Source organism: bacterium (genome assembly GCA_021372535.1).
Lineage (GTDB): Bacteria > Latescibacterota > Latescibacteria > Latescibacterales > Latescibacteraceae > JAFGMP01.
The window spans coordinates 1-15,773 of sequence record JAJFUH010000143.1 but is presented as its reverse complement, the minus strand read 5'-3'; the positions used below and the strand labels follow the sequence as shown (position 1 = coordinate 15,773).

Genomic DNA, 15,773 nt, shown 5'->3' with positions numbered 1-15,773 from the left:
GTGAACTCATCAGGGATTACGTGAAGCGCGCCCTGCTCGATGAGATAGTACGAAGCCGCATCGGAGAACGGTCTTCCTATTATGCCGTTTCGCGATACCCCGGTTTCATGAGCCTTCTCGGCACTTACCTCCAGGACATGCGGAGTCTTTCGGATGGCGGCGGTGAGACCGCAATGCCGCCCGATCTCAGGTCGATTGCGGCAGCGTATGAGCTTCTTCTCCGGCGTTATGGACTGACCGATCACGAGGGTGTGATTGCGCTCGTTCTGGAGGATGACAGTATCGGGCGGTTTTGTGAGAGATTCAGCGGTCCGTTCGTTGCGGACGGTTTTTATGACCTCACCGAGCGTCAGCTCGAGTTTTTCGTACGGCTTTTCGGGCAGTTCGGACGATGCGCCGTCACACTCGTGCATGACCCCGTTCGTCCCGGGATGTTTGCCCTGCCTGGACGGCTCCTCGAACAGTATGAACGCCTCGGCGCCCGGATCGTCACTGTCGAATCCCGCCCGGCCGGGAAACCCGACTGTGTGCTCTCGGGATTCATGAACGGGCATTATCCCGAGCCGGCAACGGACGGGGATGTTCGGATCCATACGTTCCGCAGTGAAGATGCCGAGGCCGACTGGATATGCGGTACCGTCCGTTCCCTCATACATGGAGGTGTCTGCACGCCCGGAGATATTCTGATTGTCTCACGGGCTCAGCCGGGATTCGGCAGTCTTCTTCATATTGCGCTGAAACGGCACGGTATCCCGGTAGAGGGTATAATCAGGCGCCCTATGACCAGCCATCCCCTTGTCAGGTTTGTTCTCGATGCTCTCGATGCTTCTGTCAGCGCCGATAATTCACTCATCACTCAGGTAAGGCAGTCGACGTATGCGGGCGACATGGTTTTCACCCGGTCTACGCCTGTCGAGTCGGCTGATGACCGCGGCTGGAGCTGCATGATCGCCGAAACCGATACGCCCGAAGGTTTTGTTTCCAGCCTCAGGCGGATGCTCGAACAGATGAGATTCAGAGAAAATATGCGCCGTTCCCTTCAGGACAGTCAGTCGTGGACAGACCTGATGGTGTATGAGCGGTTGATGGGTGTTCTCGATGAATTCGAAAAACTCTATGCGCCGTTCCGGAAGATGATGAAGGCCGTTGAATTCAATAACCTCCTCCGCGTGTTCCTCGAAACCGTAACAATCCCCGATTGCGTGTCCCCGGGAGGCGGCGTTCTCGCGGCGGGAATAAATACGGCGCGGCACATCAGGCGCAGGGTTGTGTTCATGGCGGGTCTCGACAATTCGTCCTACCCCGTGAGGCACGATACATTCACCCTTCATGGAGAACAGCGCGCCCGGCTGCTCCGTGAACATCACGAACTCGAGGAGGGCATCCTTTTTTACATGGCATGCAAAGGCGCGGAACGCCTCTATTTCACGTTTCCCGGAATCGACGATGAGGGAAACGATGCATCGATGTCGATCTATCTGGAGGATATCCGTGACGGGATTTCCGCATGGAGCCCGCCGGAATTTCACCACACCGTCCCGGGGGCCGCATGGCAGGATGGCGCCGTAAACCTCAGGGGACGGGCGGAAAACATCGTTCGCGCCATAAAAAAAGATACCCGTACGACTGCCCGGTTTCTCGACAGTATCATGAAACAGGATGAAATTCTCGGAACTCGGCTCCGTACGGCTGTGAGGGATTCCGTCGATAGAGCGGCGGGCCGGGATCTGATTCTCAGGGAGAACGGGACTCTCGATAATGTATACCGTGAATGGGGGAATGAACGGGTTTTTTCGGTAACAGCGCTCGAAGACTATCTGTCGTGTCCCGTCGGATTTTTCCTGTCGCGGATACTTGGTCTGGAGATCGAGCTGTATGAGGAGGATGAGGTTGCTCCCGCCGATACCGGCACTCTTATCCATGGAATACTCACCGAGTTTTACACCCGGCGGCGCGAAAAAACGGGGAGAACATCGTTCACGCGCGGAGAGATCGGAGAGTGCAGGACGCTCATGAAGGAGGTCGTCGAGCGCGTGACCGCATCCGATCCGGTCTTTCGGGGCAGGCTCCATCCCGTCGTTTTTATTGCCTGGCGGAAAAATATTCTGGCATGGATGAACATGTTTCTTGAAAAAGAGGCGGAATACTTTGAAACTTCCAAATTCGAGCCCTCATACTTTGAGACAGTGTTCGGCCGTCCCGACCGCAGATCATCCACGGATTACCCGCCGCTTGCTCTGGAGTCCGGCGGGGAACGTATTCTCATCGGGGGCCGGATCGACCGTATCGACTGTGAATCCGCCGCGGAGAGCCGTATGGTCAGGGTCATCGACTATAAAACAGGAACCGGAAATGCCTCTCTCGGCAAGCTGGCCGATGGAACCTCCCTCCAGATACCGCTGTACCTCAAAGCGGCTGTGGAACTCATCGTTCCCGGAAGTATCCCGTTCGATGGAGTGTTTTACACGCTCAGGGAGATGGAGATAAAGGAGTACAGGGAAAACGGGGAGCCGTTGAGGGGCGAAACCTGGATGCCCTATATACGGACCGCGGTCGAGAGCGCCTGCAGAGCCGCTTCCGCCATCCGGTCCGGGCGCTTTGCGGCGGGGTCCGGCACATGTGAGGATTACTGCGGGTTCAGGGCGCTCTGTACCGCCGCGCGCATGATAAAGGAGAAAACGACCGATGCCGATTCGTGATCTCGACACGGAACAGAAGCTTGCCGCAACCACGGACGGCGGAGAGGTTGCCGTTTCCGCCGGAGCCGGGTCGGGCAAAACGAGGCTTCTCGTGGGGAGGTATCTCTATCTCCTTAAAACCATGCACGTTCCCATGTCTTCCATAGTCGCAATCACCTTTACCAATAAAGCCGCGGACCAGATGAAAGCCCGCATCGCACAAAAGGCCCGCGAGCTTGCCCTTGAGGGAGCGAACGACAGCGCCTTCTGGCTCGATATTGCCGCCCGTGTCCATACCGCGCCGATATCCACCATTCATTCGTTCTGTAACTCCATACTGCGGAATTACCCTATCGATGCGGGGATCGATCCGCTTTTTACGGTTATCGACGAAACATCGCTGGCCGAAATGTCCGGACAGGTCATAAACAGTTTCTTCAAAGAACGCCTCGAAGCCGAACCGGAGCGTCTCGACCTTCTTATCCGCACATTCGGCGTACGCGGCTACAAGCGGCTTCTCAGGATTCTTCTCGGTGACCGCGCCCGCATCATCAAGTACCTTGATGGCGGCGATGATCATGATCCGGGAGCGCTTGAATCCATGTACCGGAATCACATTTCCGGTCTGCTGCAGCGTTACAACAGGACACTCCATGATTTTCATGTGCTCCGTCCCGGCGGCGACAGTCTGTCTCCTGTGCTCGATGATCTTTTCACCGGTCTTGAGTCAATCTGCGCAATGATGGAACAGGATACCGTCGACCCGGATGCCATACGGAGGCTGATCGAAACGGTCATGCCCATCGGGAACAGGGGTTCCGCCCGGAAATGGGGCGAGCATGGCATTTCCCCGAAAGCAGTCCGCGATGGAATGAAGGAATGCATCGGTTTTCTCGAATGGATGATCTCTTTTTACGACTACGAGAAAGGGAGCACTTCGCTCGTTGTATCCGCGCTTCTCGATGAATACACGCTTCTCGAACGGTATTTCCTGGATCGTAAGAAAAGCAGATCGTTCCTCGATCACGACGATACCCTCATCGAGACATGGCGCCTGCTCAGGAATAACGTAACCGTTTCCCGAACGCTGTCGCGAATATACCGTCACATCCTTGTCGACGAGTTTCAGGACACCGACGGAATCCAGATGGACATTATCAGGATGATCTCCGGCAATGCCGCCGCGACACTCTTTACGGTCGGCGATCCCAAGCAGTCGATTTACCGGTTCAGGGGAGCCGATGTAACCATATTCAACGAATTCGTCGCGAGGCCCAATGTCGATTTCAAATCTCTGAAGCTCAATTACCGGAGCTCTCCCGCGGTTGTGAACTTTGTCAACCATGTGTTCGGTCGCATCATGGGTGTTGACGATCCCGAGCGCACGTATGAAGCCGTATACCGTGAAATGAAGTCCTATCGCAGGAACTCTAACGGTTCGGCGGAGGTGGAAATGGCAGTCTTCGATGCGGAAAACGCCGATGCCCGCAGAACGGCGGAAGCCGGTTTCATCGCCCGCCGCGCCGCTGAATTAAAGGAGAAGTACGGATATTCGTACGGGCAGATGGCGGTTCTTCTCAGGAAGGGCACGCAGTCGTCTTTCTATGAGGAGGCTTTCCTCGCTCATGGCATATCGCATGTGAATCTTACCCGGGGGAATCCGTTTACCGCCCCCGAGGCATACGATATCGCCAATCTCCTTGCGTGGCTCTGCGATCCCGGGGATCCCGTTCACTTTACCGGGCTGCTCCTGTCGCCGTTTTTCAGCGTTTCCGGTGACTTTCTCTACGATTTACGGCGGGAAGCGGGAAAGGAAACACCGATGCCCTTGTTTTTCATGACGCGGGGAAATAAAGATGGCAGCGGCTCCTCTGCCGGTGTTATCCGTGATGTTCTCGCCGGTCTCCTTGCCGTCCGCGACCGGGTCACTATCCGTGAAATCCTCGAAAAGGCGTTCGACGAGACCGGATACACCCTGACCCTTCTTGCCGACCCTCTGAGGGGAGAATATTCCCTGGCCATACTCGATCATATCCTTTCGGCGGCGGACACGTTCGAAGCCAGGGGAGGAACCCTCCGGGAATTCTCGAATCTCCTCCTGAACGGTGAGATGATGACCGAAAGCCATGTGTCGATCGAAACCGACCGTGACGCTCTCACCATTATCTCGATACACAAGGCCAAAGGGATGGAGTGGAACGTTGTTTTCCTCGCCGATATATCGAGCAGGCCCAGTAATGCTTCACCCCCGTTCCTCGTTCATGATTCGCTCGGCCCCGGTTTCGATATGCGGAGCGCCTGCGGGAAAAGCATCAGGACATTCGTCAAAAACATCTCGCTTGCGGAAGAGAAGGCAAAAGACATCGCCGAGAGCAAACGCCTCTTTTACGTGGGGTGTACACGCGCCTGCGATCATCTTATTCTCTCGGGCGGGAAGCCTTCGAAAACACCGGACGACATATTCGAAAAGGACAACTGGATGGGCTGGCTCCATACGGCGCTCTCCATTTCACCTGACGGCGAATGGTCGCAGGATACGCCCCGGGAGATGTTCTCATACTTGCGGAATCCCGGCGGGAGCGGGAATGGTGGCATAGACCGGGATGACCGGATCATGGGGGATTTACTGCACGATGATATATCGGTATCGGGCAGCGCTGATGGTGCAATCCCGCAGGAAATCGACCGGAAGGTCGGCGAACTGCTCGCGCCCATACCCGAAATCGCCGTATCGAGGAAACCGGAAACCATAAGCCCGACACAGATAACCGATTACCGTGAATGCCGCGCGCGGTATTTTTTCAGGCTTTACGGGCGCATGTACGGCGCAGATCCGGGGATTTCACGGGATTTCGGTGAACGGTTCGGGGACGGCGAGAGCGAGAATTTCGGTATGCGGTATGGGCAACTCGCCCACGAAGTCCTCGAAGGCTGGGATTTCAACGATGAGGAGCAGTCCCTTCTTCGGGTGGACATGTTCGGGAAGGATGAGACGGAAGTCTTACGGGAGAAGCTCAGGGAGAGTCTGCGGGTTTTTGCCGGAACGGAGCTCTATGGCCGGATTCGGTCATCTGCTGTAGTAAGACGTGAGGAGCCATTCGTCTTTGTCCATGACGATGTTCTCGTGCGCGGGACGATCGATATTCTCTTCAGGTCGGGTGACACATGGCGGATTGTCGATTACAAGACCAACAGAAAACTGCCGGACGACGGTGACAGGGTCGCATTAGAACGATACCGTCTCCAGCTTGGGATATATGCGCTTGCGCTCCGCCGGGCGGAATATGTCATCCCCGACCGGCTTGTGCTCTATTTCCTCTCTCACGGCGTCGCCCGTGAAATTCCCTGTGATGAGGCCATGCTCGGCGAGATTTCCGATGTTCTCACGGAAACGATCGCGTCCATAACTGCCGGCAATGATACCCCAAGACCATCGGAAAGCTGCGCAATGTGCCCATTTAGCTCTCTGTGCAGTGATCGATAGCCGAAGGCGTTTAATTTTTGACTCGTTGGATTTAAATATCAGTATATTTTGTATAGAAAAAATATTTATATTAGTCGCTTACTATTGTTTTTTGTTACAAAAAATATTCTCTCGAAATTTTTGCATATAATTCAAGCGATTTATGAAATATTGATTTAAAATCTTGAAAATTTTAAAAATATATTGACAACATACCAATAATGGTATATTTTATGAATGGAATTAAATTACTTGGTCATCCATCCGTTGGTGATTTGATTATAAAATTATCTCAAAAAGACAAAAAAACTGCCACCAGATTATACTCTCTTATAAAATGGTTGGAACTCGATCCAACCGGCAAAACAATCACTAATATTAATGTTTGTCCTGTTAGAACGTTATCACAGAGAATATAAATTAATCAGACATAAAATCATGCGAGGCAAGCTTATTCCGTGGGAAGATTCGGATATATCAACTCATTTCAGGATTATTTACTTTTTTGACACTGAATTAGGGGACAATGTCTATTTGTATCTTGCATACTATTTTTGGAACAGCGACCCAGGATGGAAAGATATAGTATTGAAAAGGTACATAGAGTATATCTACAGCTTACAGAAAATATATTTATCAGGTGAGATGCCTATCTGGAGATCGCCATGAAAAATATCCCGTCAAATATTTATGTAAATTATGCAACTGGGGCCGTAGCAGCAATTTCTATCATCGCAACTCCATCATATGGGGTAAAAGCAACGACAATTATCAATGCTACAACAGCAACATCCGATTTTCCAACAATATCGGTTAACTATATTATTCCACAATCACTGATGGGACAGGAACTTGATAATGTTTTATTCTCTGATCCTGAATTCAAGCAGTATTTCGATGATTTTAATAAAGAACTTATTCAAGACATTGATAGTCAATACCATAAAGGTACAATAAGCGCCATAAAATATTATAGGATGAAAGCAGGATTGACACAATATGAGCTCGCAAAAATAATCGGTGATTCTCAATCCCATATTAGTAGATGGGAAAACATAAAGAGACCTAATATATCTTCAAAAAATCTTTCCGCGATTGCAAAAGCACTGAATGTTCCGATGGAGGAACTCCTTAATGGCTATCGAGATAAATAAATTCATACTCTGTGATGACATCCGTATTGAAAAAAATGACAAACTGTTTATCATCGGAATGTATGGAGATGATAGAATAATTGTTCATAGTGAATTTCCCTATATTCATCCAATGTTATCTTTTTTTGTAAAGATTACCGGAGAAATAAAAGAAGGCAAAATTCACTATCGAATCATTGATCCGGAAGGAGAAGTTGCTCTTGAAGTACCACCGCAGATTATTAACAAACAATATAAGGGAGCAAATCTTACAGCAGGGATAGTACAATTTATATTTAAATGCCCCGGTGAGTATAAACTTTCAATATTATTAGGAACAGAACAGATTTACTTACCTTTTTTTGTCGAACAACATCCTAAAAAACAGAAATAACCGCGTTACTGCAATCCATGGATAAGCGTGGTGCATTCGCGGAATCCGGCAGGCCTTTAAAATACCGGGTCCGGATAACCATTTCATTTCAATACTCTGTCAACTCAGGCCTTCAGCCACCGGTCAAACCAGTTGAAAGCTTCCTCCTGCATCGGGACATCGAATTTGTGTTCTCCCGGATAATACGAACAGTGGTACCGGTCGTCCGCACCGGCTCTGGTGTAGACCTCCCTGAGGATTGAATCCGCCCGTTTCATCTCCGGAAGCGTGTACAGGAAGTCGTCGCTGTCATTGAGCACCAGGGTAGGGGATGGCACGCGAAGCCCCAGAATCTCGGGGAAATCGAGCTCATGCGGCAGTATCGGCACATAGGTCATCCATGTATGGGTGAACGATTTGTTGAGAAGAAAATCCTTCCATGTCGTCATGAATCCCACACACACGGCGCACTTGATCCTTGAATCCAGGCCGCCCATGAATACCGTCCGCATCCCTCCTCCCGAAAGCCCCCCGCACCCGATTCGGTCCGCATCGACATCGTCACGGGCGCATAGAATATCGAGCGCCTTCCTGTCTTCGGCAAAGAATACTCCCGGCCATGTCGTTCCCGCGCAAAACAGCGATTTAGCCATTACCGATTCGTGATCGGAAGACCATTGGTTGTATGCCGTGATGTTGTCCGGATTTTCGGGATTATCGTCGGTCAGTCCCTGACGCACCGGCTCAGGCACATCCCCCGGCATCACACGACGGCTCCCGAAGGGAAAGGCATCGGATACCAGCACAACATAACCGCGCCGTGCAATTTCATTGGCCCATGCCCGATCGCCGTAATATTCGTGCTGATGTTCCTCGATCAGGGGATGCAGCTTCTCTGTTGTCCGTATGATTTTACGTGTGCCGAAGTATTTTTTCCCGCCGTGGTCATGAAAAGCCAGGATTCCCGGTAATCGTCCTTTGGCATTCATCGGTTTGAGCACGATGGCTTCCGTCGGGCGGCCGTAAGGCAGCTGCCACGAAAGTTCTTCCACATATAGACCGTCAAAGGAGTATTTGTTGCGAACTGTGACCTTGGGTAATCCTCCGATATCGGGAATGGCAAGCCGCCCTTCGAGACACTGACGCGCCGCTTTCCGCCATACTTCGATTTCGGTCCACTTTCCGCTCCGCAATGAAAAGGCGGGAAGTTTTCCTTCGGTCAGCGAAGCTGCCCATGGGCCATAAAGCCCGATAACGCTGAGTTCATTTTTTTGAAGCATCCCGGCTCCCGAATCGGTTGAGGTGTTCTGGTTTGAAAAACTTTCGGACACATGACCGGCAACAGGCAAACCTCCCATTACTGCAGCGCCGATGTGGACAAACTGTCTTCTGGACACCATTCGCTTACTCGCCATGGTCGATCCTTTCGTAGATGGTATGGTACAAACCATGAATGGAAATCTGAATTTATTGGATAGTATTGTCATTCCCAAGAACGAAGTGAATTGGGAATCCAGTATTAACATCGCTCTCTCATGAGCATCAGATGATGGATTCCCGTTTTCACGGGAATGACACTTTTACGTGTAGAAACATTTTTTATTAAAAAAATTCAAATCCACTTAACTTCGCCCAATCCATGTAAATCCGTGTTCGGTTGAATATGGTGAACAGACCGAGTTACATTTCCATCTTTATAACGGCTCACCGTAGCTGATCACGGTCACCTGAGCCCGGGCCGAAAGTCCATCCGGTTTTACGCAGCTGAAGGTCATGGTGTTTTTACCGTTTTCAAAAACCGGAACATCCCCCTGCGGTTTTACCTTCGAGAGAATCTCTCCTTTCGGGCCATAAAGCGTGCAGTCCGACGGGGAATAAAACTCGATATAGCTACCGGACTTCATCGCCACGGGGAAGACGATGGTTTTGCCGCCGACTGTCACCGACGGATTCCTGAGGGTTGCCGGTACCATCGGAACGGCTTTAACCGTGCTGATGGAGCAGGAGACTTCCTTCCCGGGAGGAATGTTGTTGTACCAGATGCTGAGCGATTCCACGGTTTTGAAACTGATGAGCTCACGGTACACGTTGTAAAGCCATTTCCCGTCCTGCCAGACATAATCGTTCCACCGCTCGGACTCTGTCTCGATAAGCTCGACATAACGCCAACCTGTAAAATCGACAGTGACATAGTGGTCTGCCACAGCGCCGTACGATATGTGTTTCGGGCTTTCGAGCCTGAAATTGATCAGCTCTCCCTGGCCGTCGCCATAAATCCATACCCCTATGGCCTGATTTTTGTCGAGATCGAGCCACGGGTCGAATTTTTTCTCGATTCTTGCCCATGCTGCGTTCTGGGGTGTTTTGCCCGATGACGATGCAGTGAGGCGTGCTCCCGATAAACCGGCTTTCGACTGTTCGGTGGATGGCTGGACAGTGAATGTGACATTCTCCGCGCTTGTTGTGGCCATCGAGTTTGTATCACCCGGGAAATCGGCAAGCGTTATTGCGCCGGGCGCATCGCAGGAGCCTGCGGACATAAGCGCTTCGATGCGGAGTTTCACTGGCTGGCTGCCGAACGAGTTCTCCGTTTCCCATGTTCTGCTCGGGTGGTCAAGATTTTCGATGCGGTGTCTTTCATACGATGCCGGGCGGAACCGCCATGCCCCGGAGGAATCTTTGAAAAGGGTAAACTCCTTTCCGGGTTCGCGGAGACGGGCTTTCACGGACTCGTCGAAATAATTGTCGTGGCGGAGGTCTTCGTATGTCTTGAGGAGATCGACGAGCCTCCGGTATGCCGGGATGGTGCGGAGATTCTCCTGACTTACCGCGCCGGTGAGGGACAGGCCGGCGTTATACCCGATCAGCTTGCAGCCAACATACTCTATCACATCGGGGAAGGATGGCTCTATCTGCGGGGGCGACCAGACCTGGAAATTCCACCACCCAAAGTGGAGAGGCAGCAGCAGTCCGCAGTCGACGGTCTTGGCGTGGATGTCGATAAACCGCTTTTGTCCCCTGTTCGGATAGTCCCATGCCTGCCACCTCGAACGGAAATTCCACATGTGGTGCCACATGGAGCTCATTTCCATGCTCACCGGTTTTTTGAGATTTTTGTAAATCTCGAACACGAACTCCTGGCCGTAGTACCAGGCGTAATCGCCACCGCCGAGGATATCGCTGCCGTCTATGGCATCCAGATAGAAGCCGTCGAAGCCGCAGTAATCGATGATCTCGGCGTGACGGGCCGCTATTTCGTTGAACAGGTCTGATTCGGGCTCGGGCACTAAAAGCCCGAAACATTCCTTGAGGTGACGGGCCTGTGCTCCCTTCGGATGCGATGACGGGGTGGTGCCGTATGCCCCGCGTGTGCAGCCGGTGAACGTGTATGGCGCCTCCTTTGAGACACCGGTGAACGTTACGAGTTCGTCGCCGATATGGAGAGTCACGCTGTTACGCTCGAAAAATCCCGTGATGGTAGATACATCCGCAGTCGATTCATCGACTGTTATCTCCTTTGCATCGGAAGATACCGGCGCGGCGAGGGTGAACGACCGGAACGCGGCGAGATGGGGGTGAGGAACCGGTGTAACATACTTTGACTGTTTATCGATGAAGAAGGCATATGTATGAAAAATCGACCCGATTCCCGCTTCGTGGAGCCGGGCGACGATTCGCTTGTAACTGTCCCATCCGCCCGGGAATTTTTCCTCATTGAGGTGAAAATCGCCGAACCGGAAAAATCCCGATCCCCCGCCGTGGTTGTCGATCTGGTTGAAACCGAGGCTGTGAACCATGTCGATCCACTCATCCACATTTTTTTCGGTCAGGCTCCCGAAATTGAACAGGTAGGAGCCGTGGTTGAACGGAACTTCCTGTGCCCATGCCCCGGCGAGCTTCGTATAGGGAAGCTCGGTCTGGCTCGTCAGAATGCCCCGGATGACAGTCAGAATCCTGTCGCCCGGGACGCCGATGAGCGCTGCTTTGGCGCCGTTCATACCAAAACGGCTGTAGCATGCGGCCCAGAGATGAGACTGGAGAGCCGGAAGCTGCATGACGTTGGTTTTCAGGTTCAGCGAATACGCGCAGGCGGCGAAGGGTTCCCCGGGCATGCCCTTGAGAGTCAGGGGAATGTTGATGAATACGAGTGATTCCGCATCGCCCTCGACCGATTCGACCTCGAATACGATATGGTCGCTCATGGTTGAGGTTTTTACAACGGCGGTCACCCCGGGCTCGGCGAACTTCAGGGTAATACGGTCTCCGCGTAGCGAGACCGATGAGACGGGATATTCCCGGTCTCCCCGCTTTACAGTGGCGCAGTACGATTCCGTGTCATGACTGCACCAGTCGGCGCCGGTATCTTTCGCGGTGAATCCGATATTCTTTCCGTCACGTCCGATGACATATTTGAAGGCATCATTTTCGATCACAATCACGCCGGAACGGCTGCATGACGTCAAGGCAGCCAGGACAAGCATACCGGACAGCACCAGTCGGGATATTTTCATGATGAACCTCACATTTAGAATTTCACCTGCGGTATGGTTTAAAAAGACTGAGAAGTTTATGGCCTGGATTATTCATTAAAATATTTTACCACAAAGACACAAAGACACAAAAAGATATAAGCAATTATTTATAATATTATTAGCAACTATTATCCGGTAACATCTGAAAATATGAATATAACAAATGTTTTTTCCGATAGTATGTGATCCCCCCTGACTGCGGCATCCCCCATTGTTAAGGGAGGAGCGGCTTTGGGGGCGCTTTCATCCCCCTTTGTTTTATAAGGGGGATACGGCGAAGCCGAGGGGGATTAATGATATAAGCTGACTTAACTGGATAACCGGATTGAATTTTATAAACAGATCGGGTCAGATAAATATCATGTTTTCTAATGAATCTGTGGCATAGCCAATCAGGGCGATGTCCGTTTCTGAATGATTTTCAATTCGCTCGGCAGTTCGTCGAGGCGGTTGTGCTGACCGAGAAAGATAAAGAGAGACCTGATCACCTTGATATCTTTGGGATTCAATCTGAATGCCTCTTCATAGAGTTGTTTTGCCAGATCGAAATTGCCCTCATATTCGGCGATAATACCCTGGCTCTGTTTCGTTCTGCTCTCGCGGAATTTCCGGGCGGTTTCGTAATCTACATCGCCGACGAACACATCTTCAATGGGGTCGAGAAGCGCGAGAAATTGCCGCCTGATTTCGACCGGACCGGAAAGGTCTTCCGCCCAGTGAGTAATCGGCGCGGTAAATTCGAGTGTCGGCTTATCGTCCGTAATGATCGGGTATTTCTCGCTCGCCTTGAGCAATTTTTCACGGGAGCAGATATAATTGCCGGCGATGGCGTATATCGAGCCGTTTTCAACCCTCGTCATATCCTTGATAACTTCCGGGGGCAGCTGCTTCGTCGGATCCACCCGTATGGGACGGTCAGAACCGAGCACGAAAGCATCATCACGGTTGAGAAACAACGCGCAATAATCGTAGACAACCGCCATTGTCCTGATCATGCTCCATGTGTCGGAGACACCGCTGTTGTAAGTCGGAATCCATTGCGCAACGATTCCTCCGGGATTGAGACACCGTTTACACGCTTCGTAAAATTCGAGCGTGTAAAGATTGACTGTCCCTCGGGTGAATGGCTGGAGAGGCTCCGCGGTAATGACATCGAACTTTTCGCTTGTTCCCTGCAGGAAGAATCTGCCGTCGTCAATCACGATCCTGTTCCGGGGATTATTGAGAATATTGAAGTTTTCCTTATCGAAACGGCCCCTGCACGCAATAATTACCTCGGGGTCGATTTCCACACTGACCATGCTGTCGATCGGATGGAGAAGACAGGTACCGAATGTCTGGCCAGTGCCGAAAGCGATACCGGCGACCTTTTTGGGATTCGGATGAAAAATGATCGGGTAGTGAGCCGAAAGGGCGTGAGAACCTTCGGTCGAAGTACTCGAAATCCAGAGGTTATCCATCCATATTTTACGGATAGCGCGTTCGCCGCCGGTAATCCAGATGGTTGAAGACGGGCCTTCCTTGAGATATTCTATGTTTTCTTCCGAAGAGAGCTTGTATCGTAAAATCATCTCCGGAAAATTGAACGCGAGCGATATCGCAAACATGATGAACAGCACGATACCCGAGCCGGCGAGCACGGGTACTTTATAAAACCATCCCTCGCTTTTGGCAAAAAAGTAGAATGCCGACGCCATGACCATGAGTGAACACAGGAGCGTTGAGCCGCGCATACCGATAGCCGGAACCAGCAGAAACACCGCAAGAAGAGAGCCGGCCAGCGATCCGACTGTGTTTACGGCGTATATGAAACCGAGCCTGCTCGACAGGCCTTTAACTTCATGAGCATACAGACCCATGCCGATGGGAAAGGACATACCCATGAGGATGACGGGTATACCGGCGAGAATAAAGAAGAAACCGGCCGTTGTCCAGGAAAGGCGCACGAAGGTCTTGTATACGGCTGGATAGATGTAGAATAAATAACGGGCGACCGGAAAAAGCACGAATCCCGCAGCTATGAATATGCTCATGAGCGAGAGCATGACCGCGAACGTTCTTTCGGTGCGTATCTTCTGGGGAATCAAATACTTGAGGATAAGACCGCCGATACCCAGATATAAGAGGAACGAGGTGATTACAATCGTGTAGACATAAATGGTATTGTTTACCACGAGCAGGATGATACGCATCCACACCATTTCGAGTGTCAGCCCGACAAATCCTGTTATGCCGAGAGCGATAACAAACCTGAGACCCTTGTCGGCCGCAACATGTTCACCGGTCGTTTTTATGTCCGGAATGGTATCCGGTGTCGATTGGAAGTGTTTGCTGATTGCCAGGGCGATAACACCCATGAGGATTTCTATCGATGCCGCAATAAGATTCGATCTCAGGATGCCGAAATTCGGAATCATCAGGAATCCTACCATAAAGGCGCCGAGCATGGCTCCGAGCGTATTGAACGCGTAGAGAATGCCGGTATTGCCCATGATGAGCTGTCTGTCCTCGGTAATGGCGCGAACGAGGACGGGGAGTGTTCCCCCCATGATCATGGTCGGCACGATCAACAGTATGGATGATATCAGGATACGGGTCAATATGCCGATGAAACTGTGAATATCGTTGGCAAACGGGAGTGAGTAGATAACCGGAGCGATATGGGCTATGGCGAAATAGACGAGAATAGCCGAGGTTCCAAGCCCCAGTTCGAGAAAGCCGAACATTCTGACACGGTTCGCGACCCTGACAGCGATTTTCCCGAATACATGACTTCCAAGCGCCAGGCCGCCCATGAAAACTCCGACGACGACCGACATCGAGACAACGGTTCCGCCGAATACAAGTCCGAACATCCGGATCCAGATAATCTGGTAGGCGAGCGAACACGCCCCTGCGATAAGAAAAACTGTCAAAAGAATGCTTGTCATCGGCTTCTCCTGTAAAAACGCTGAAATGTATTGAAACTGTCATTGTACTTCATAACGATAATGATGTATACCGGCAGACATCACGGTGAAATTGATGAGCACTCGAGAAAGTACTGAAAAGTACTATAGTATATCACGGTGGTAACAGGAAATTCAAGCGTAATAATTCAAGGGGAAGGTAAAAAGTATCTTTTCAAGCGCCTGACCCCAAAAATTAATCGGGAATTCGTGCCGACCCCTGACAGCTTATATCCCTGCGCAAGCTGTTTAAAGGAGGTTTTTCGTAAAATGCGGCAGAATCAGGGTTTGGTTTTAATGGCAATTTCGAGAGGAGATTTCACATCATACCCCCAAATCTCCCTGATATCTATTTTAAAGCGGATTTCCCCGTTCGACAGCTCGCGCGGAGCAACAAGCGGGATTCGTACATTCATGCTTCCACCTGCCTTGAGTTTGGCGATCACTGCAGGATTTTCGAACGTAATTCCGTTGAGCGGAGTCAGCGGTGTGATAACCGGTGTGATATTCTCGGCGTCGCCCTCACCCGTGTTCTTGATTTCGATGAGGATAGCTCCCCGCTGTCCTCCGTACAGAATCTTTTCACCATAGAAGTCGAAAAAATCAACGCTGGCGGAGAGCCTGGGTTTGTAAGTCTGATTCCGCG

The 15,773-nt window shown here is 51.3% G+C and carries 8 protein-coding genes; 4 read left to right on the top strand and 4 right to left on the bottom strand.

Going from position 1 to position 15,773, the window contains the following annotated elements; translation table 11 throughout:
- The 4 genes from LLG96_12790 to LLG96_12775 all read left to right on the top strand — a co-directional run.
- Positions 1-2,699 (top strand): PD-(D/E)XK nuclease family protein (locus LLG96_12790; protein ID MCE5251086.1); only part of this gene is annotated, 2,699 nt, incomplete at its 5' end.
- Positions 2,686-6,162: a UvrD-helicase domain-containing protein gene (locus LLG96_12785; GenBank protein ID MCE5251085.1), complete on the top strand. Its 3,477-nt coding sequence runs from the start codon at positions 2,686-2,688 to the stop codon at positions 6,160-6,162. The genes LLG96_12790 and LLG96_12785, both read left to right, overlap by 14 nt.
- Positions 6,163-6,806: 644 nt before the next feature.
- Positions 6,807-7,295 (top strand): helix-turn-helix transcriptional regulator, encoded by a 489-nt coding sequence (locus tag LLG96_12780; protein MCE5251084.1) that lies wholly within the window; start codon positions 6,807-6,809, stop codon positions 7,293-7,295.
- Positions 7,276-7,668, top strand: a complete 393-nt coding sequence (locus LLG96_12775; protein ID MCE5251083.1) for a hypothetical protein — start codon at positions 7,276-7,278, stop codon at positions 7,666-7,668. The genes LLG96_12780 and LLG96_12775 overlap by 20 nt, the downstream gene beginning before the upstream one ends.
- A 104-nt stretch (positions 7,669-7,772) precedes the next feature.
- On the opposite strand, the gene LLG96_12770 is transcribed toward LLG96_12775, so the two are convergent.
- The 4 genes from LLG96_12770 to LLG96_12755 all read right to left on the bottom strand — a co-directional run.
- Complete coding sequence (locus tag LLG96_12770) at positions 7,773-9,062, bottom strand: alpha/beta hydrolase family protein (GenBank protein ID MCE5251082.1); 1,290 nt, start codon at positions 9,060-9,062, stop codon at positions 7,773-7,775.
- A gap of 279 nt (positions 9,063-9,341) precedes the next feature.
- The gene (locus LLG96_12765) at positions 9,342-12,158 is read right to left on the bottom strand and encodes a hypothetical protein (GenBank protein ID MCE5251081.1); all 2,817 of its coding nucleotides are present in this window, start codon (positions 12,156-12,158) and stop codon (positions 9,342-9,344) included.
- Positions 12,159-12,571: 413 nt separating this feature from the next.
- The gene (locus LLG96_12760) at positions 12,572-15,109 is read right to left on the bottom strand and encodes a hypothetical protein (GenBank protein ID MCE5251080.1); all 2,538 of its coding nucleotides are present in this window, start codon (positions 15,107-15,109) and stop codon (positions 12,572-12,574) included.
- Positions 15,110-15,408: 299 nt separating this feature from the next.
- Positions 15,409-15,773 (bottom strand): hypothetical protein (locus LLG96_12755; GenBank protein MCE5251079.1); only part of this gene is annotated, 365 nt, incomplete at its 5' end.